At 73.1% G+C, this 19,241-nt stretch carries 16 protein-coding genes and 1 tRNA gene; 3 read left to right on the top strand and 14 right to left on the bottom strand.

What is annotated here, in order from left to right:
* Position 1: 1 nt before the first annotated feature.
* The 12 genes from ACIA8Q_RS04605 to ACIA8Q_RS04550 form a co-directional block, all read right to left on the bottom strand.
* Entirely contained in the window at positions 2-682 is a 681-nt protein-coding gene (locus ACIA8Q_RS04605; RefSeq protein ID WP_360210720.1) for a 1-hydroxy-2-methyl-2-butenyl 4-diphosphate reductase, read from the bottom strand.
* Positions 679-2,763, bottom strand: coding sequence for a squalene--hopene cyclase (gene shc, locus ACIA8Q_RS04600; protein ID WP_360210718.1), 2,085 nt, complete (start codon positions 2,761-2,763; stop codon positions 679-681). The genes ACIA8Q_RS04605 and shc overlap by 4 nt, the downstream gene beginning before the upstream one ends.
* A gap of 7 nt (positions 2,764-2,770) precedes the next feature.
* A complete protein-coding gene (locus ACIA8Q_RS04595; protein ID WP_387897395.1) occupies positions 2,771-3,859 on the bottom strand; it encodes a polyprenyl synthetase family protein in 1,089 nt (362 codons plus the stop codon).
* A 197-nt stretch (positions 3,860-4,056) separates the two neighbouring features.
* Positions 4,057-5,490, bottom strand: a complete 1,434-nt coding sequence (hpnE, locus tag ACIA8Q_RS04590) for a hydroxysqualene dehydroxylase HpnE (RefSeq protein WP_396316753.1) — start codon at positions 5,488-5,490, stop codon at positions 4,057-4,059.
* Positions 5,491-5,617: 127 nt separating this feature from the next.
* Complete coding sequence (hpnD, locus tag ACIA8Q_RS04585) at positions 5,618-6,475, bottom strand: presqualene diphosphate synthase HpnD (protein WP_360210784.1); 858 nt, start codon at positions 6,473-6,475, stop codon at positions 5,618-5,620.
* A gap of 41 nt (positions 6,476-6,516) precedes the next feature.
* A complete protein-coding gene (hpnC, locus tag ACIA8Q_RS04580) occupies positions 6,517-7,497 on the bottom strand; it encodes a squalene synthase HpnC (RefSeq protein WP_396316767.1) in 981 nt (326 codons plus the stop codon).
* 258 nt (positions 7,498-7,755) lie between these two features.
* Entirely contained in the window at positions 7,756-8,565 is an 810-nt protein-coding gene (locus ACIA8Q_RS04575; RefSeq protein WP_360210712.1) for an ABC transporter ATP-binding protein, read from the bottom strand.
* On the bottom strand, positions 8,558-9,499 hold the full coding sequence (locus tag ACIA8Q_RS04570; RefSeq protein ID WP_360210710.1) for an ABC transporter permease: 942 nt from the start codon (positions 9,497-9,499) through the stop codon (positions 8,558-8,560). The genes ACIA8Q_RS04575 and ACIA8Q_RS04570 overlap by 8 nt, the downstream gene beginning before the upstream one ends.
* A gap of 137 nt (positions 9,500-9,636) precedes the next feature.
* On the bottom strand, positions 9,637-10,482 hold the full coding sequence (locus ACIA8Q_RS04565) for a glycosyltransferase (protein WP_360210782.1): 846 nt from the start codon (positions 10,480-10,482) through the stop codon (positions 9,637-9,639).
* A 113-nt stretch (positions 10,483-10,595) separates the two neighbouring features.
* Entirely contained in the window at positions 10,596-11,333 is a 738-nt protein-coding gene (locus ACIA8Q_RS04560; RefSeq protein WP_360210780.1) for a CDP-alcohol phosphatidyltransferase family protein, read from the bottom strand.
* A 91-nt stretch (positions 11,334-11,424) separates the two neighbouring features.
* A complete protein-coding gene (locus tag ACIA8Q_RS04555; protein WP_360210708.1) occupies positions 11,425-12,486 on the bottom strand; it encodes an iron-containing alcohol dehydrogenase family protein in 1,062 nt (353 codons plus the stop codon).
* Positions 12,474-13,229, bottom strand: a complete 756-nt coding sequence (locus ACIA8Q_RS04550) for a phosphocholine cytidylyltransferase family protein (RefSeq protein ID WP_360210706.1) — start codon at positions 13,227-13,229, stop codon at positions 12,474-12,476. Before ACIA8Q_RS04550 ends, ACIA8Q_RS04555 begins: the two co-directional genes overlap by 13 nt.
* 529 nt (positions 13,230-13,758) lie before the next feature.
* Between ACIA8Q_RS04550 and idi the strand changes: the two genes are divergently transcribed.
* A complete protein-coding gene (idi, locus tag ACIA8Q_RS04545; protein WP_387897388.1) occupies positions 13,759-14,427 on the top strand; it encodes an isopentenyl-diphosphate Delta-isomerase in 669 nt (222 codons plus the stop codon).
* A 128-nt stretch (positions 14,428-14,555) separates the two neighbouring features.
* On the opposite strand, the gene ACIA8Q_RS04540 is transcribed toward idi, so the two are convergent.
* Positions 14,556-15,050 (bottom strand): ATP-binding protein, encoded by a 495-nt coding sequence (locus tag ACIA8Q_RS04540; protein ID WP_360210778.1) that lies wholly within the window; start codon positions 15,048-15,050, stop codon positions 14,556-14,558.
* Positions 15,051-15,444: 394 nt separating this feature from the next.
* Between ACIA8Q_RS04540 and ACIA8Q_RS04535 the strand changes: the two genes are divergently transcribed.
* A tRNA-Leu gene (locus ACIA8Q_RS04535) sits at positions 15,445-15,529 on the top strand.
* Positions 15,530-15,872: 343 nt separating this feature from the next.
* Positions 15,873-17,561 (top strand): APC family permease, encoded by a 1,689-nt coding sequence (locus tag ACIA8Q_RS04530; protein ID WP_360210702.1) that lies wholly within the window; start codon positions 15,873-15,875, stop codon positions 17,559-17,561.
* 291 nt (positions 17,562-17,852) lie between these two features.
* Here ACIA8Q_RS04530 and ACIA8Q_RS04525 read toward each other — a convergent pair whose 3' ends face one another.
* Complete coding sequence (locus ACIA8Q_RS04525) at positions 17,853-18,842, bottom strand: class I SAM-dependent methyltransferase (protein WP_360210700.1); 990 nt, start codon at positions 18,840-18,842, stop codon at positions 17,853-17,855.
* Positions 18,843-19,241: the final 399 nt, after the last annotated feature.

The raw sequence follows: 19,241 nt of genomic DNA, 5'->3' as shown, positions 1-19,241 counted from the left end.
GCTAGCTCGCCTCCTGGGGGAGCGTCGAGGATGTGGGGTGGTTCGGTTCGGCGGGGGCCGGCCGGGCCTCCTGCCGGTACCAGTCGACGAGGGCGGGGACGGTCGCCCGCAGGGTCCGCCAGGCGCGCGCCCCGGCCGGGAGGGTGCCGGGCCGCAGCAGCTCGCGCTCGGGGGTGTCCACCACGACCCGCAGGACGGCGGCGGGCAGGGCCGGCCGCCGCTCACGCAGCGCGGCGAGCACCGCGGCCGCCTCCATGTCGACGGCGAGCGCGCCCTGCAGGTGCAGGGCCCGGCGTTCCAGGCCGCGGACCACGTGGTCGGCGGTGTGGTGCACCCCGGTGTGCACGGCCAGGCCCTGCTCCTTGAGGGCCCGGGCGAGCTCCGGACCGGAGTCGACCGGGTACAGGTGCCCCTCCGCGTCGCGCACGCCGTCGGCGACCACGACGTCCCCCGGCAGCACGCCGGGGCCGACCGCGGCGCCGAAGCCGGCCACCACGAGCGCGCCGTACCCGCCCGGGGCGGAGTCGAGCAGCCCGCGCACGGCGAGCGCGGCGCGGCGCCGGCCCATGCCGGTGCGCACCAGCACCGGTGGCCCGCCCGCCGCTCCGCGCCAGTCCCCGCCACGCAGGGCCCAGACCTCGGGGCCCAGCGCGCAGAGGACCAGCAGGGGTGCGGTGGTCACCGCGTCGCCCCGATCGCCGGGGCCCCGCCGTCGCCCCGGCCGATCACCGGGTTGCCGTGCAGGTAGCGGCCGAGTGCGGTGACCGGGAAGACCAGCCGGTAGAGGTGGTAGTTGATGGAGAAGTCCCAGGGGAAGCCGGTGCCGGTGAACTGCGGTTCGTCCCAGGTGCCCTCGGGCAGCTGGGTGCGCACGAGCCAGTCCACGCCGCGCTCCACCGCCGGGTTGGCCCGGCCGTCCGGCCCCTCGCCGGCCGCGAGCAGCGCCATCAGCGCCCACGCGGTCTGCGAGGCGGTGGAGTCGCCGCGCCCGGCCCAGCGGGCCGGGTCCTCGTAGGAGCGCATGTCCTCGCCCCAGCCGCCGTCGGTGTTCTGCCGGTCCTCCAGCCAGCGGACGGCCCGGCGGACGGCGGGGTGCTCGTCCGGGACGCCGGCCGAGGCCAGCGCGGGCAGCACCGAGCCGGTGCCGTAGATGTAGTTGGTGCCCCAGCGGCCGAACCAGGAGCCGTCCGCCTCCTGGTTGCGCAGCAGCCACTCGACGCCGCGCCGGGTGCGGGGGTCGCGGGCCCGGCCGGTCTCGGCGAGCATCTCCACCACGTGGGCGGTGACGTCGGCCGAGGGCGGGTCGACCACCTCGCCGAAGTCGCAGAACGGCAGCTTGTTGGGCAGCGTGCTGGTGTTGTCGACGTCGAAGGCGCCCCAGGCGCCGTTCTTGGACTGCATCCCGAGGTTCCACAGCACGCCGCGCTCCGCCGCGGCCTCGACCTTGGCCGGGTCGGGGTGGGCGACCCGGCGCAGCGCGAGGACCACCTCGGCGGTGTCGTCGATGTCGGGGTAGGTGTCGTTCTCGAACTCGAAGGCCCAGCCGCCGGGGGCCAGCGAGGGCCGCTGGACGGACCAGTCGCCGTTCTTGCGGATCTCCTCCTGGAGCATCCAGTCGACGGCCGAGACCAGCGCCGGGTGGTCGGCCGGCAGTCCGGCGTCGACCAGGGCGATGGTGGCCAGGCAGGTGTCCCAGACCGGGGACTGGCAGGCCTCCAGCCAGCGCCGGCCGTCCTCGGTGTGCACGGTGAAGCGGTCGAAGGAGGAGAGTCCGGCCTGCATCACCGGGTGTTCCAGCTCATAGCCCTCGAGGTGCAGGGCGATCAGCGAGTAGACGGCGGGCGGCTGGATCCCGCCCCAGCAGCCGTCGGCCTCCTGCCGTTCGATGATCCAGCGGCAGGCCTGGGAGACGGCGAGCCGGCGCAGCGGGCGCACGGCCCGCCGGTGGTAGGCGTGCAGGACCTTGTCGAGGCGTTCGAAGAGGCCGTCCCAGCTGGTGGCGGGGGCGAGCGGCCGGTGGGGGTAGGGGTCGTCCGGGTCGGTGTGCAGCTCGGTCAGCGGGAAGGGCGCCGGTCGGACGGGGCGGTGGGCCGAGACGATGGTGAGCGGGACGATGGTCTGGCGGGCCCAGCAGCCGAAGGCGTAGATGTTCAGCGGCAGCCACCTGGGCAGGAAGATGATCTCGGGCGGCATCTCGGGCAGCCGTTCCCACGGCCACCAGCCGAAGAGCGCGAGCCAGATCCGGGTGAAGACCCGGGCGGCCGCGATGCCGCCGGCGGAGCGCACGTACCGCGCGGCGGCCTGCATGTGCGGGGCGCCCGGGTCGTCGCCGGCCAGTTTGAGGGCGACGTACGCCTCGACGGTGGTGGACAGTTCGGGCGGCCCGCCGTGGAAGGTGGCCCAGGTGCCGTCCTCCCGCTGCTGGGAACGGATCCACTCGGCGGTGGCCTTGGTCTGGTCCTCGGTCCGGATCCCGAGGAACTGCCGGAGCAGTAAGTCCTCGGCGTCCATGGTGACGTTGGTCTCCAGGTCCCCCTTCCACCAGCCCTCGGAGCTCTGCAGCGAGAGCAGGTGGGTGGTGGCGCGGGCCAGGGCCTCCCGCGCGTCGGCCGGTACGGGGCCCGCCCCGTCGGCCGGCCCGGATTGCTCGCCGTCCTCGGGCCGCCACCGCCCGGCGCCCGACAGCGCCGGGGGGCGGTCGCCCACCGCGACCGGCTCGGGATCGTACTCAGGGTCGAGCCGGCCGTCCGCGGTTGCTGTCAACGTAACGTCACCTCTCTCGTACCACCACGAATTCGGCGAGTGCGACGAAGTGCTCGCGCACCTCGTCGGACATGGGCACCTCGTCCAGGGCGGCGAGGGCAGTCGTGTGCTGGCGGCGGGCCTCCTCCTGGGTCCAGGCCCGGCCGCCGGCCTCCTCGATCAGGGCAGCCCGGGCGGCGAGCTCGGGCTCGCTCTCCTCGCCGCGGCCCTTCGGATCGGCCAGTTGCCCGGCGAGCCGGCGCGAGGCGGCCCCGCCCTCGGCCAGCGCGGCGGCGACCGGCAGGGACTTCTTGCGCTGGCGCAGGTCCCCCCAGTGCGGCTTGCCGGTGACCTCGGTGGCGCCCCAGATGCCGAGCAGGTCGTCCACCGCCTGGAAGGCCAGGCCCAGGTGGTGGCCGTAGCGCTGGAGGGCGTCGGCGACCTTGTCGTCGGCGCCGGCGAGGACGGCGCCGATCGCCGAGGCGGCGGCCAGCAGGGCCGCGGTCTTGCCGCCCTCCATCTCCAGGCACTCGGCGACGGTCACGCTGTCGCGCTGTTCGAAGGCGACGTCCATGGCCTGGCCGTCGATCAGCCGGCGGGTCGCCGTGGTGAGCAGCCGGACGGCGCGCGCGGCGTCGGCGGGGCTCGCGCCACCGGTCACCGCGGCGTCGAGCAGCACCTCCGTGCCGAGCGTCGCCAGGGCGTCGCCGACCAGGATCGCCTGGGACGGGCCGAAGACCGTCCACGCGGTGGCCCGGTGCCGCCGGGTCTCGTCACCGTCCATCAGATCATCATGGAGCAGCGAGAAGTTGTGCACCAGTTCAACGGCCACGCCCCCCGGCACGCCGGCCTCGGCCGGGGCTCCGGTGGCCTGGGCGGACAGCAGGGCCAGGGCCGGGCGCACGGCCTTGCCGCCGTCCCCCTTGACGGCGGTGCCGTCGCGGTCGATCCAGCCGAAGTGGTAGGCCGCGACGGTGTCCATCGGTGCGGCCAAACGGGCGACGGCGGCCCGCAGCGGCGGGGTGCAGAGCGTACGGCTGCGGGCGAGCAGCTCCGGCACCGAGACCGGTTCGGCGTGCGCCGTGCCTCCGACGGCGATGCCGGTGCGTGACTCCACGTGCGTTCCCTCTCCCTCGTGGTGCCGGACCGCACGGGGCGGCCGGGTCTGTGCGCTGTCGGTGCGGGTGGTGTCGGTGGGGCCGGTGTCGGTGGGGCTGGTCCCAGTGTCGCCGTTGTCGCCACGGCCGGGGCGGCCGGTACCGCCGACGGTGGAGCGAACGGCTCTGGCGGGCTCTCCGGCGGCGGGGCCCGCCGTCACCGGGGCCACCTCCCGTCGCCCCGGTCGGCCGGGATCCGGCCGCCGGCCGCGGCGAGGGCGGCGTCGGCGGCGGCGTGGCCGCTGCGCACGGCGCCCTCCATGGTCGCGGGCCACCCGGTGGCGGTCCACGCACCGGCCAGCAGCACGCCGGGGACGCCCGTCGCCGCCGACGGGCGCAGCGCCGCGCTCCCGGGTGCCGGGTCGAAGGTGGCGGTGCGCTCGCGGGTGACGAAGAAGTCCAGCACCCCGGCGCCCGCGGCGGCCGGGAGCAGCCGGCCCAGTTCCGGCAGGTAGCGGCGGCGCAGTTCGGCCACCGGCAGGTCGATCTCGTCCTGGACGGCGGACTGCGAGAGCGCCAGGTACTGGGCTCCGGGGTGGCTGCGCCCCAGCTCCGTGCCGGCCAGGCCGGAGTGGGTGGTGCGGTCGAAGACCCACTGCACCGGGGAGCCGAGCGCGGCGAAGAACGGCCGGCGCAGCACCTTGCGGTCGTAGACCACGTGCACGTTGAGGATCGGCGCGGTGCCGAACCCGTCCAGCCGGTCCTGGCCGGGGATCGCGTTCGGCGGCAGCAGGGCCGCCGCGGTGTCCTGGGCGCCGGCCAGCACCACCGTCTCGGCGGCCAGCGGCTCGCCGTCCTCCAGGAGGACGGCGTGCTGGGGCGCGGCCGGCTTGAGCCCGGCGACACGGGTGCGCAGCAGCACCTTCACGCCGGCGCGTTCCAGTTCGGCGAGCGCCCGGTCGTGGTGGATCACGCCGAGCGGGACGGCGGCCATGCCGATGTCGGAGGCGCCGGGGTTGGAGAGCAGGCCGGTCTTGAACACCATCGCCGCCAGCGCCAGCGAAACCTGGTCGGCGCGGGCGTTCAGGGTGGCCACCCCGACGAGGTCCCAGAGCGCGGCGAGGGTGGCGGTGTTCTGCCCGTTCCCGCGCAGCCACTCGCCGAAGGAGATCCGGTCCAGCGCGGGGTCGGCGAGGTCCAGGCCCTGCAGGGCGAGCGCGCCGCGGACGACCCGGGCGCGGTCGGCCGGCCCGAGGTGCGGGTATCGGGCGAGGCTGCCGGCCAGGTGCAGCGGCACGGGCAGGCCGGAGCGGCGCAGCCGGCCGAGGGTGCGCACCGGGGCCGATTCGGACCCGGAGACGGAGAGCACCGGGACGTCCAGCCGCTCCTGCAGGTGGACCAACCGGGTCGCGCCGAGCCGGTCCAGCAGGCCGCGGTAGGCGGTGCAGCAGCGCAGGTACACGTGCTGGCCGTTGTCGACGGCCAGCTCCCCGCGCTGGAAGGAGAAGGCGAGGCCGCCGAGCCGGGGGCGGCCCTCCGCGAGGGTGACCCGGTGACCGGCCTCGGCCAGCCGCAGCGCGGCGGTGATCCCGGCCAGGCCGCCGCCGACCACGACGGCGGCCGGGCGCGCGGCATCGGCTCGCCCGGTCATCGGCCCTCCCCCTCGACGTCGCTGGACCGCACCGCGGCGGTCACCGCGGCCGGCCAGGTCGCGGTCGACACGGCTCGGCCCGCATGTGATTCCCCGCTGACACAGCGTGACAGAACTGGGACGAGAATCAAGAACGCCCCCCGGCGAGCCCGGAAAGCGCCACGTACGCCTTCTCCCAGCCCGGCAGCGAGACCCGGCCGCGCAGCACCGACTCGGGGTCGGCGGCGATCCGGCCGAGCAGCCGGTGGTAGATCCCGGCCATCGCGGCGGTGCAGGCCCGGCTGCGGCGGTCGAGCAGGGGCAGCAGCCGCAGGCCCTCCTCGAAGGCGGCCTGGGCGCGGGCGGCCTCGAAGGCCACCAGGCCGGCGAAGTCGGCGCCCGCGGCCGGCCTGGGCAGCGCGAAGCCGTCCTCGCAGCCGTACCGGGCGAGGTCCTCGCTCGGCAGGTAGGTGCGGCCGTTCAGGGCGTCCTCGCGCAGGTCGCGCAGGATGTTGGTGAGCTGCAGGGCCAGGCCCAGGGTGTCCGCGTACTGCGCCCCGCGCTCGGGGTCCTCGCAGCCGTAGACGCCGAGGGAGAGCCGGCCGATCGCGCCGGCCACGCAGCGGCAGTAGACCTTCAGCTCCTCGTACGTCTGGTACTCGGCGCCCTTGAGGTCCATCTCGACGCCGTCGATCAGCTCGTCGAAGCCGCCCAGCGGGATCGGGAAGCGCCGGGCCGCGTCGGCCAGGGCGACCTTGATCGGGTCGGTGTCGTCGTCGGCCACCACCCCGGCGCGGACCTCGTCCACCAGTTCCCGGGTGCGCAGCAGCGCCTCCGCCTTGCGGTCGGCCGGCAGCTCCCCGTCGCCGATGTCGTCCACCCGGCGGGCCAGGGCGTACAGGGCCGACATGGCCAGCCGCTTGGACTCCGGCAGCAGCCGGATGCCGTAGCTGAAGTTGCGCGCCTGCAGTCCGGTGACTGCCTCGCAGTACCGGTACGCCGCCATGACCTGGGCCGACGCCAGTGGTGATGCCGCCACGCGGGCGTTCACCTTCCCTTCGCGAAGATGGCCGCCGCCTTCGCTGCGAGGCGGCGCTTGTCCGGCTTCGCCTGTCGCGCGAGCACGTCGTACCCGGCGTCCTCGACGGCCGCCAGGGCCGCGTAACCGCCGGCGGTGAATCCCGCCAGGAGCAGTCGAAGCCTCCCCCGAACCGTACCCACCAACGGCGCGCCGCGGTCGAGCAGGGTGCGGGCCCGGTGCACCTCGAAGGCGATCAGCTCGCGCACCGGGCCGGAGGCGGTGGGGGCGGCGAGGTCGGCCTCGGTGACGCCGAAGCGGTCGAGGTCCTCGGTCGGGAGGTAGATCCGGCCGCGGGCGAGGTCCTCGGCGACGTCCTGCAGGTGCTCGACCACCTGGAGGGCGCTGCAGACCGCGTCGGAGAGCTCGATCCGCTCGGGGGTGGAGACGCCGGCGATGGCCAGCACCAGGCGGCCGACCGGGTCGGCGGACAGCGTGCAGTAGCCGATCAGGTCGTCGTAGCTCGCGTAGCGGGTGGTGGTCTGGTCCACCCGGTTGGCCTCGATCAGACGGCGGAACGGCTCCGGGGTGAGCCCGTGCCGGTCGACCAGCGGGACGAGGCCGCGCATCAGCGGGTGGCGGGGCCCGTCGGCCGTCCCCGGGTGGAGGGCCGTCTCGAACACCCGGTCGAGGTCGCGCTCCAGCCCGTCCAGCAGGGCGAGGCGGAAGGCGGTCTCCTGCGCGGTCGGCGGGCCGGACTGGGCCGAAGGGGTGGTGCCGGGCCCGCCGTCGACCCCGAGCAGGGCCGCGGTGGCCGCCGGACCGGCCAGGTCGCCGTCGCCGGCGTCGTCGACCAGCCGGGCGAAGCCGTAGACGGCCATCAGGTCGCCCCGCCACGCCGCGGGCAGGAAGAACGGCGCGACCGGGAAGTTCTCCGCGGCCGCCTTGTCCAGGGTCCGGCCCGCGGACCGGTTCACCGACGTATCTCTGGGCTGGGCCGAAGCCGACACTGCTGTCACTCCCCCGTTCTACACCGCTCGGCACCACCGGCCCGACTCGGACACGCGTCCGAGCAGGGGCGTCACGTCCGGCACACCGCCCCCGCGCCTACAGCCTGACACCACGGGCCGCGCCGGAGAAGGGCGCCCCGCCCGGCGCACGGGGCGCTCACCCCGCCGGCGGCGGGCCACCCGGGTTACCGGCGGCGGGCACGACGCGGGGGGCCGGCCCCGGGAACCCCCGGAACCGGCCCCCCGGACCGTTCGGTGCTACGGGCGCTCGCCGCGCTCGTAGCGGCCCACGACCTCCTCGGTCGGGCCGTCCATCACCAGCTCGCCGTGCTCGATCCAGATCGTCCGCTCGCAGACCTCGCGGATCGAGCTGTTGTCGTGGCTGACCAGGAAGACCGTACCGGCCGACTGGCGCAGCTCCTCGATCCGCTTCTTGCTGCGCTGCTGGAACGCCTGGTCGCCGGTGGCCAGCGCCTCGTCGATCAGCAGCACGTCGTGGGTCTTCGCGGCGGCGATGGAGAACCGCAGCCGGGCGCCCATGCCGGAGGAGTACGTGCGCATCGGCAGCGAGATGAAGTCGCCCTTCTCGTTGATGCCCGAGAAGTCGACGATGTCCTGGTAGCGACGCCGGACCTCGGCCGGCGGCATGCCCATCGCCAGGCAGCCGAGGATGACGTTGCGCTCACCCGTGAGCTCGTTCATCAGCGCCGCGTTCACGCCCAGCAGCGAGGGCTGGCCGTTGGTGTAGATGCCGCCCTTCTCGGTCGGCAGCAGGCCGGCGATGGCCGCGAGCATCGTCGACTTGCCGGACCCGTTGGACCCGATCAGGCCGACCGCCTCGCCCTTGTAGGCGGTGAAGCTGATGCCGCGCACCGCGTGCACCTCGCGCACGCCCGAGCCGCGCTTGCGGCTGACGATGCGGCTGAGCGCCGAGGTGGCGCTGCCCTTGCCGGAACCGGCGCCGTGCACCCGGTAGACGATGTGCACGTCGTCGACGACGACGGTGGGCTCGCGGGCGACGTCGGTGTCGCGGACGGTCGCCGTCTTGCTCAGGTCGATGTCAGCCACGGCCGTACTCCTCCTCGGCCTTCCAGAAGAAGACGTATCCGATCACGAACATCACGACCGCCCAGCCGATGCCGTAGGCCCACTGGTGCGGCGGGAGGTCCTGGTGCTGGGGCTGGTGCTTGTTGTAGATGATCGGCGCGAAGGCGTGCCGGAGCAGGTCCATGTAGACCGACGCCGGGTTCACCTGCATCAGCACCTGGATGGAGTGCGGCCAGGTGCTGATCTTGTCCTGGATGCTGAACATCACGCCGGACAGGAACATCCAGGCCCGCATCACGAACGGGATGAGCTGGGAGATGTCACTGGTCTTGGCGCCGATCCGGGCCATCACCAGGGCGATGCCGGTGTTGAACATCATCTGCAGCAGCAGCGCCGGGACGATCAGCAGCCAGGTCCGGCCCGGCTCGATGCCGCTGATCAGCACGGTGGCGACCAGCACCACCATCGAGATCAGCAGCTGCTGGAGCTGGATCACCGTGAAGGCGATCGGCAGCGAGGCGCGCGGGAAGTGCAGCGCCCGGATCAGCCCGAGGTTGTCCGAGATCGCCCGGGTGCCGGACTGCACGGCGTTCTGGGTGAACTGGAAGACGAAGACGCCGATGCAGAGCCAGGCGATGTAGGTGTCCGGCGGGAAGTTGTCCTTGCTCGCCAGGATGACACCGAACACCAGGTAGAAGACCGCGCAGTTCAGCAGCGGGGTCACGACCTGCCACAGCTGGCCCAGCTTGGCGTCGGTGTACTGCGCCACCAGGCGGGCGGTGGCGAAGGCCCAGATGAAGTGGCGCCGGGCCCAGAGCTGCTTGGTGTAGGCGATCAGGCCGGGCCGTCTGCCGCTGACCGACAGGCCGTACTTGTCCGCAAGCTGCTTGGGGGTCAGGCCCGCGTCCGCCCCCCTGGGGGCTGAGAGGCTGACGGGTTCACTCACTGTCGACACATTCGTCCTTCACGCGGGATCGGTCGGGGCGGCCGGTCGACGGGGGTCCGCCGGCCTTGCGCCGATGGGGATCCACTGGGATCACGGGGGAAGTCCGGCCGGTGTGTGACCACCGACCGCAGCGATCGATCATTCGATCAGATGACCGGTGGCCGGCCCAGCCTGGTCAGTCGCCAAACGGTACGCCATCGCATCGGCCGCCGCGGACCGCAGGGTTCGCGCCAGCCTGCCCGGAACCCGCCCCACCAGGCCTTCAGCGCCTCCGAGGAGGGGCGGCGGGCCAGGGTGAGCAGGAACCAGGTTCCCAGATAGAGAGGCACCAACAGGCCCGGAAGGTTCCGCCTCGCGAGCCAGACCCTGTTCCGGGCGATGTTGTGGAAGTAGGCGGCGTGCCGGGCGGGCGACGTCGCGGGGTGGTGCAGCACCACGTCGGCCCGGTAGTCGATGCCCCAGCCCGCGTCCGCCGCACGCCACGCGAGGTCGGTCTCCTCGTGGGCGTAGAAGAACTCCGCGGGCAGCTGCCCGGCCTGCTCGAACACCGTGCAGCGCACGGCGCTCGCGCCGCCCAGGAAGGTCGTCACCGGGGAGGAGCGCAGCGGGTCGCGCGCGCGCAGCCGGGGGACGTGACGGCGCTGGGTGACGCCGGTGTCGGGGTCGGCGATCCGGAAGGACACGATGCCCAGCCCCGGATCGGCCGTGAAGGCCTCCCGCAGCAGCCGGGCGGAGTCGGTGCGCGGCAGGTGCCCGTCGTCGTCCAGGAAGAGGACGGCGTCGACGTCCTTCCCGTCCCGGCCGAACAGCTCGATGCCGACGTTGCGCCCGCCCGGGATGCCCAGGTTCTCCGGCAGCTCCACGCTGCGCACGCCCTCGGGCAGCGGCGGCAGCTTGGCGCCCTGGCCCACCACCGCCAGCTCGACGGCCGGGCCCTCCTGGGCGCGGACCGACTCGATCAGGGCGGCCAGCTCCGCGGGGCGGTTGCCCATGGTGATGATCACGGCGCCGAGGCGGAACCCCTGGGCACCCGTCCCGGCGTTCACCCGGTCACCTCGTTCTGCTCGCTCATGCGCCCCCTCCAGGACGGACTCGCCGGGCCCGCTCATCGCAGCCTGCTGGACAGGACGATGCTCAGCAGGTGCAGCACGGTCTGCAGCATGGCGATCGCGGCCAGCACGACCACCGCGACCCGGGTGAAGAACAGCCCCCCGTGGACGGCGTCGGCGACCCCGGCCGCGAGGATGAACAGCGAGGCCTCGACCGCGCCGACCAGGCGGTGGAACTTCAGGAAGGAGGCCGCCCGGCGGGCCCTGGCCACCGAGGACGAGCGCGGCACCGAGGCGCTGTCCTCGACCGCCGTCAGACCGCTGCGGGCCCGGGCCACGTCCACCAGGTCCGTCTCGGACTTGATCAGGATCGCGCCGAGCGCGGCCAGCGTGCCGAGGAACGCCCACTCCCAGTGCGAGCCGCCGCCCTCGCGGTGCAGCAGGTCGGTGGCGCGCAGGCCCAGACCGGTCAGCAGGGCCGCCTCGGACATGTAGTGGCCGACCCGGTCCAGGTAGACGCCGGTGAGCGAGGTCTGCCGGCGCCAGCGGGCCACCTCGCCGTCCACGCAGTCCAGCAGCAGGTAGACCTGGATCAGCAGGGCGCCCAGGACGGCGCCCACGATGCCCGGGACCACCAGCGCGGCACCGGCCAGGATGCCGGTGAACATCATCAGGTAGGTCAGGCCGTTGGGCGTGATCGCCGTCACCGTGGACAGCACGCGGGTGATCCGCAGCGAGATCTTCCGCATGTACAGGCGCCCGGCCCAGTGCTCGGCGCTGCGGCGCTGGAGCATGCCCTCCGGGTGGATCACCGCGCGCAGCTCCTCGATCGAGGGCCGGCGGCTCAGGTCCACCGGGGGCCGCTCGGCGCCCGCGGTGGAGGGGTCAGCTGTTGAGGGCTTGGACATAGTCGGCGTACGCGTCCCTGATTGCGGAAGGGGAGAGGTCGAGGTGCTCAAGGATGGTGAAGCGCCCCGGGCGGGTGTTCGGAGCGTAGTGCACCGCATCGGTGAACTCCGCCTCGGTGAAGCCGATCTGAGCCGCGGTCACCGGCAGTCCGTGCCGCGCCAGGCGCTCCACGATCAGACCGGTCAGCTCGCGCTCGCCCCGCAGGAAGCTGGCGAACGCGGCGCCGAGGCCGACCTGTTCGCCGTGCTGGGCGGAACGCTTGGGGTACAGCACGTCCAGGGCATGCGAGATCTCGTGGCAGGCGCCCGAGGAGGGCCGGGTGCTGCCAGCGATGTTCATCGCGATGCCGGACAGTACCAGGGCTTCCGCGAGGGCTGTCAGCAGGTCCTGATCCTGAATGTTTCCTGGGTGCCGCAGCAGGTTCTCGCCCGCCGAACGGGCCATCGCCACCGCCAGTCCGTCCACCGGCTCGCCGGTGACCGCGTGGGACAGCTCCCAGTCCGCGCAGGCCGAGATGTTGGAGACCACGTCGCCGATCCCGGCCGCCACGAAGCGCGGCGGCGCCTGCCGGATCACGTCCAGGTCGACGACGATGCCGATCGGGCTGGGCACCCCGTAGGAGCCGCGCCCGGCGTCGTTGTCGAGCGTGGACACCGGCGAGCAGATGCCGTCGTGGGCCAGGTTGGTGGCGACCGCGACCAGCGGCAGCCCGACCCGGGCGGCCGCGTACTTGGCGGCGTCGATGATCTTGCCGCCGCCGAGCCCGACCATCGCGTCGTAGTGCCCGCCGCGCATCGCCTCGGCCAGCCGCACCGCGCTGTCCAGGCTGCCGTCGTCCACGTTGTACCAGTCGGCGCCGGGCAGGGCCGGCTCCAGGCGGCGGCGCATCGCCGCGCCCGAGCCGTTGCTGATCGCCACGGCGATCCGGCCCGAGGCCGACAGCCGCTGGTCGGCGAGGATGCCGCCGAGCGCGTCCAGCGCGCCCGGGCGGACCTCGACGAACAGCGGCGACGGGACCAGCCGGGTCAGTACTGGCACGCGATCTCCCGCGCCTTCGCCAGGTCCTCGTGGTTGTCGACCTCGACCCAGGACACCTCGCCGATCGGCTGCACGTCGATCCGCAGGCCCCGGTCGACCATCTCCTGGTAGCCGTCCTCGTAGTACAGCTGCGGGTCGCGCTCGTAGGTGGCGCGCAGCGCGTCGGTGAGGTCGGCGGCGGCGGCCGGGTTGATCACGGTCACGCCGATGTACTCGCCGGTGGCCTCGGCCGGGTCCATCAGCTTGGTGATGCGGCGCATCCCGGCGGCCGGGTCGACGACCACCTTCATCTCCTCGTCGGCGAGCTTCTTCACCGTGTCGAGGGCGAGCAGGATGCCGGGCTCCCGGCCCGCCTCGACGAGGCGGGCGTTGCCCTCCAGCATCGTGCGCTGGACCGAGGCCGGGTGCACGGTGTCGCCGTTGGCCAGCAGCAGGCCCTCGGTGAAGAGCTCGCGGGCGCACCAGAGCGAGTAGGCGTTGTTCCACTCCTCGGCCTTGTCGTTCTCGACCAGGTGGAGCTTGACGCCGTAACGGGACTCCAGGGCGTCCTTGCGGTCGTACACCGCCTCCTTGCGGTAGCCGACGACGATCGCCGCGTCGCGCAGCCCGACCTCGGCGAAGTTCGCGAGGGTGAGGTCCAGCACGGTCCGCTCCCCGTCGACCGGCACCAGCGCCTTGGGGAGGGTGTCGGTGTACGGGCGCAGCCGCCGGCCGGCGCCGGCTGCCAGAACGAGGCCGATCATGCGGGGTCTCCTGATCCGTCGTGCGGTGCGCGGGCGTGCCGGGGCACCGGCTTGCGTCCGGGGCCCTCCGGCCGGGCCCGGCGCGCCGGTCCCGTCCGGCTCCCGGGCCCGTCCCCGTCCGGGTCTCCCCCGTCCGGCCGGGCCGCGAGTCGGCGCGCCGGTGCCGTCGCAGATGCGGGCACCGTGTCGTAAGTGATGGTAGGCGACCGGGGCGACCAGCCCGAACGCGGCCGGGGGGCCGGGAGGTGACGGGAGGATGGCGGAGCGTCGATCGAACGCAATTCGAACGCCTACCGAACAGTCCTGCTATTCCAGGGCCCCTTCCGGGGCCGGCCCGTGCCCGTCTCCGCCCGGATTCGGCCTCCCTGCGGTCATGATCCGCCCGGTTGTGCGTGGGACCCCTACCGACCGCCACCCATACGGCAGACTGGAGCCCGACGCCGGCGCCGGTGCCCCCGCTGCGTCCGATGCAACCGGTGTACCGGACGCACCCGATGCCCCCGTTGCTCCCGCTCCCGAAAGAGGCCTCATGCCCCAGAGTCTGCCGACCGACCCGACCAACCCGACCCACTTCGACTCCGAGATCGACACCGGTCTGGACGTCGAGACCGACGTGGCGGTCGCCCGGGGGATCTCGGCCGGGACCGGCGACGCCACCGGCACCGAGATCCTGCTGGAGCTCGTGGACGACGAGGGCAACACCATCGGCACCGCCGAGAAGCACTGGGCGCACCAGCAGCCGGGCCGGCTGCACCGCGCCTTCTCCGTCTTCCTCTTCGACCGCCAGGGGCGGCTGCTGCTCCAGCGGCGGGCACTCGGCAAGTACCACTCCCCCGGTGTCTGGTCGAACACCTGCTGCGGCCACCCCTACCCCGACGAACCGCCGTTCGTCGCCGCCGCCCGCCGCACCGCGGAGGAGCTCGGCGTCGCACCGGCGCTGCTCTGCGAGGCCGGGACCGTCCGCTACGACCTCCCGGACGAGGCCTCCGGGCTGATCGAGCGGGAGTGGAACCACCTGTTCGTGGGGCTCGTCACCGCTCCGGTCACGCCCAACCCGGACGAGGTCGAGGACTTCGCCTTCGTGACCGCGCAGGAGCTGCGGGAGCTGCGGGCCGAGCGGCCCTTCTCGGTCTGGTTCGACACCGTCCTCGAGGGGGCGCTGCCGGGGATCCGGGAGATCGCCGGTCGGGACTGGTAGCCGGTCGGGGACTGGTGGCCGGCCGGGACCCGCTCGTCGGGGCCCCGGTCCGCTGTGGGGCGGGGCCCCGGTCCGTTGTGGCGCGGGTCCGGTCGGTTGCGGGGCGGGTCCGGGGGCGGGCCGCCGCCTCAGTCCTCGTCGAGCTCCGGGGGGATGGGCAGCGAGGCCCAGATGACCTTGCCGCCCTCCCCGGTCCGTTCCACGTCGCACACCCCGCCGGCCTGCAGCGTCACGCTCTTCACCAACAGCAGACCCCGGCCCCCGGTGCGGCCGGTGTCGCTCTCCAGGGCCTTCGGTCGGTACGGGTCGCCGTCCTCGACCGACACCCGCACCCAGCCCCGGCGGACCGAGAGCTCCGTGGTCACCTCCGGGGACAGCTCGGCGGCGTGCGTCACCGCGTTGCCCACCAGCTCCGAGACGATCAGCAGCAGGTCGTCCACCAGCTCCTGGTAGCGCACCCCGGCCATCCCCTGCGCCAGCAGGCGGTCGCGCACCGCGTGCCGGGTGAGCGGCACCGAGGACTCGGCCGCCGGCACCGGGAAGCGCCACACGCCCTCCACGGGGGCCACCGGAGCGCGGCCCGGGGCGCCGCGTCTCGGACCTGCCTTCGCCGCCCCGCTCATCTGCTCCACGTCCAGCCGCCCTTCGTCCGCTACCCGGGGATGTCCGCGACCCGGGAATCAGGCGTTCCGCTCATGGCGCCCTCGGTCCACAGAGGCTAGGAGAGGCGTCGGCGGCACCACGGCACCGTCGACAACTTGCCCGTGTCGGACCGCTTCCGGCCGGATCCGACCGCGCCCGCCACCGGGGCCGACCGTTTCCTTCGCGCTCGGCACCGCTTCGGCCGCGGTTCGCGCGCCCTGGCGACCCGTCCCAGCCAGTCGGACCTCCCGACCGGCCCGGGCGCCCCGGGAGCGCGACCGGCACCGGGGAAACGCAGGTGAGAAGCACTCCAGAACCCTGGTAATGTTCTCTCTGTCGCCGAGGGGGCGAGAAAAACCCCGAAGCACACACCCTGTCCGGGTGGCGGAATGGCAGACGCGCTAGCTTGAGGTGCTAGTGCCCTTTATCGGGCGTGGGGGTTCAAGTCCCCCCTCGGACACAGCCGAATTCCCTGTGGGATCCGAAAGGAACCCACAGGGAATTTTTGTTTTCCCCGGGGATCTTCAGGGCTGTTCGGGCTGCGTGGGCCGGTGAGGCCTGGGCGGGCCGCTCGGGCCGCGTCGGCCGGTGGGGGCTGGGCGGGCCGGTTCGCAGAGCCTCCGAGGTGTCCGGCACAACCGAAAGCCGGACACGAGATGGCAACGATCGGACGGTTTGAGCTTCCCCTGAGGTATTCGCCCGATTTCGGCCCATAGGCTGCTTTCCGTTTGTCCGGAATACCGAGGCAAAGCCGCACATACGCCGACACCACCCGATGAACCCCGAGCGAGAGGACCGATACGTTGAGTGAGCCAGAGTCGCCGACGGCATCACACCACAACTACCGCCGATCGCTCGGCACCATCAGCCTGACCGCCGTCGGGCTCGGGTCGATCATCGGATCCGGCTGGCTGTTCGGCGCCGAGCGCGCCGCCCGGCTGGCGGGCCCGGCGTCGATCCTGGCCTGGGTGATCGGGGCCGCGGTCGCGCTGACCATCGCCCTGACCTACAGCGAGCTGGGCTCGATGTTCCCCAAGGCCGGTGGCATGGTCCGGTACGGCCAGTACTCGCACGGCTCGCTCGCCGGGTACCTCGCCGCCTGGGCCAACTGGATCGCCATCGTCTCGGTCATCCCCGGCGAGGCCACCGCCTCCGTCCAGTACATGAGCTCCTGGCACTTCGACTGGGCGAAGGGGCTGTACGACGGCAAGGAGCTCACCCTCAGCGGGGTGGCGCTGGCCAGCGTGCTGCTGGTGGGCTACTTCGTCCTGAACTGGTTCGCGATCACGCTGTTCGCCAAGACCAACACCGCGATCACCGTCTTCAAGGTCGTCGTGCCGACGCTGACCGCCGGCGCCCTGCTGTTCGCCCACTTCGACACCGCCCACTTCACCGACCACGGCGGGTTCGCGCCGAACGGCTGGAGCGCGGTGTTCACCGCCGTCGCGGTGTCCGGCATCGTCTGGGCCTTCAACGGCTTCCAGTCGCCGCTCAACCTCGCCGGCGAGGCCCGCGACCCCGGCAAGTCGCTGCCGAAGGCCGTCATCGGCTCGATCCTGATCGCGCTGGTGATCTACGTCGCGCTGCAGGTCGCCTTCCTCGGCGCCATCCCGGCCGCCGACCTCTCGAACGGCTGGAGCGGCCTCGGCTACACCTCGCCGCTGGCCGACCTCTCGATCGCCTGGGGCCTCAACTGGCTCGCCCTGCTGCTGTACGCGGACGCGTTCATCTCCCCCAGCGGCACCGGCATGATCTACGCCGCCACCACCTCGCGCATGATCCACGGCGTGCAGGAGAACGGCCACCTGCCGAAGGTCTTCGGCAAGGTCGACGCGCGCACCGGCATCCCGCGCCCCGCGCTGGTCCTCAACCTGGTGGTCGCGTTCCTCTTCCTCGCCGTCTTCCGCGGCTGGGGCTCGCTGGCCGAGATCGTCTCGGTGGCCACCGTGATCTCCTACATCACCGGCCCGGTCGCCGTGATGGCACTGCGCCGCCTCGCCCCCGACCTGCCCCGGCCGGTCCGGCTGCGGGCCATGCCCGTCATCGCCCCGGTCGCGATGGTCTTCGGCTCGCTGGTCCTCTACTGGGCCCGCTGGCCGCTCACCGGCAAGGTCATCCTGCTGATGGCCGCCGGCCTGCCGATCTGGGCCTGGTACGAGCTGCGCAAGCCGTGGGCCGAGCTGCGGCCGAACCTGAAGGCGGGCGCCTGGATGGTCGCCTACCTGTTCGTGATGGCGGGTATCTCCTGGGCCGGCAGCACCGACTTCGGCGGCCAGGGCTACCTGCCCGAGGGCTGGGACCTCCTGGTCGTCGCCGCCATCGGCCTCGCCTTCTACTACTGGGGCGTCGCCAGCGCCTGGGCCAACCCGTCGCTGGCCGCCGTCCGGCGGGAGCTGGACGCCGAGGCCGCGACCGCGGCCACCGCGGAGGGCGCGGCCGGCGCCGGCGCCGTGGAGGGCGCCGGAAGCGGCCGGGAGCCGTCGAAGGTCTGATCCCTGATCCCTGTAGGAGTCGAGGGGCCGGTCGGATTGTCCGACCGGCCCTTCGGCGTTGGCGGGGCCCGGGCTCGGGGCGGGCCTTGGGGGGTGGGGGTAGGGAGGCGGGGAGGCGGCGAGTAACAGATGACAGGTTTCAGCGAACAGATTTCAGATGACAGATTTCATATTCTGTTCGCTGACATCTGTCAGTTGAATTCTGTCAGCTGCCGGCTGTCGGCCGTCCACCATCGGTCGCCATCGGCGCTCCGGGCGTTCCGGCTGCTCCGCTCGTCCTGACCGACGCGGTCAGCCCCGGCGGGCGCGGCGGATGGCCGAGGTGAGGACCGGGGGCAGCAGGTCCCGGGCGGCGCGCTTGGCGACGTTGGCGGGGCGGCGCTGGTCGGCGGCACGGGCGCGGCGGGCGGCGAGGTCGCGGGCCGCCTCCTCCTGCGCCTCCTGGACAGCGCGGCGGGACTCCTCGGCCTCGCGGCGGGCGGCCTCCGCGGCCAGCCGGTGCTGGTGCCGCGACGGACGGAAGGACTCGATGCCCTCCGAGCTGCCGGTCATCCGGAGCACCTGCTGCCCGTTCAGGGTCTCGGTGCTCAGGTAGCAGCCCGCGGCCAGGTCCACCCGGTCGAGCAGGTCCCGCTGGAACGGCTCCGGGTCCCCCCAGGTGCCGTAGAACTTGCACTCGGTGAGCATGATCGGCTTCAGCCCGTGGTTGAAGACCGCTCCCCAGGTGGCCGCGGCCACGCCCGGGGTGTGCTGCGATCGGTAGTCGTCCAGCACCACGACGCCCTGGTCCTGCAGCGCGACGCGCGCGACCTGGAGGTCGCCGACGACGTGCTCGTACAGGTGCGAGGCGTCGATGTGGATGAACCGGAACGCGCCCGCGGGGATCCGCCCGCCGGCCAGGACCGAGGTCGGGGCCTGGATGATCTCCGGGAGCCGCTCGTGGAAGGAGAGGTAGTTGGACTCGAAGGCGGAGCGGGTCAGCGACTTGCGGTAGGAGATGTCCATCTCGGCGGCGTTCTCGTCGTCCGGCGCGTCCGAGTCGAAGAGGTCACAGACGGTGAACGTCTCACCGGGCTGGAGGTGCTCGCCGATCACGATCGCACTGCGGCCCAGGTACGCACCCATCTCCAGCAGGTCGCCGGTGACCCCGGCCTTCTCCTGCCGCGCCATGAACCAGTCGAACGAGTGCCGGTCGTGGTCCCAGAACCAGCCCGGGACGTCGTCCAGAACAGCCGGCTCGACAGGCCGCTGAGACTCGTCCTTCAACGCGGCATCGGTCACGGGATGCTCCTTATGCGGTACGGATGACCTGCGGATTTGAGCCAGACCTCAGCCCGGTGGCAGCATCCCGGCGGCTCCTCCGGACACGCGTGTCCCGGCCATGCACACCACTACGAACCACTGGCAACAGTAGTGCCCCGTGGCTGAGTTCGCTGCAATCTACAGTGACGCCCGCCACCGTGAGGAGCTTTTCGCGCGATGAGTTTCGTGATCGGTCGGTTCGCTTCCGGAGGGTGAGCACGGAGCCTTCGGGAGGCTTCGGCCACCGCGCCGCGGCGGCCCCTCCGGCCTCGTCCGCGCGGCGCGGTCCCGGCCGGTCGGCGCGGGCGCCGGGCCCCGGTCCGATCGGCCGGCGGTGCAGCAGCCCGTCCGTCAACTCCGTTCCGGGCGAGGGGCGGT

It is taken from the genome of Kitasatospora sp. NPDC051705, from assembly GCF_044453265.1.
Taxonomy (GTDB): domain Bacteria; phylum Actinomycetota; class Actinomycetes; order Streptomycetales; family Streptomycetaceae; genus Kitasatospora.
The sequence above is the reverse complement of the archived record's forward strand: the minus strand, read 5'-3'. Positions and strand labels throughout refer to the sequence as shown.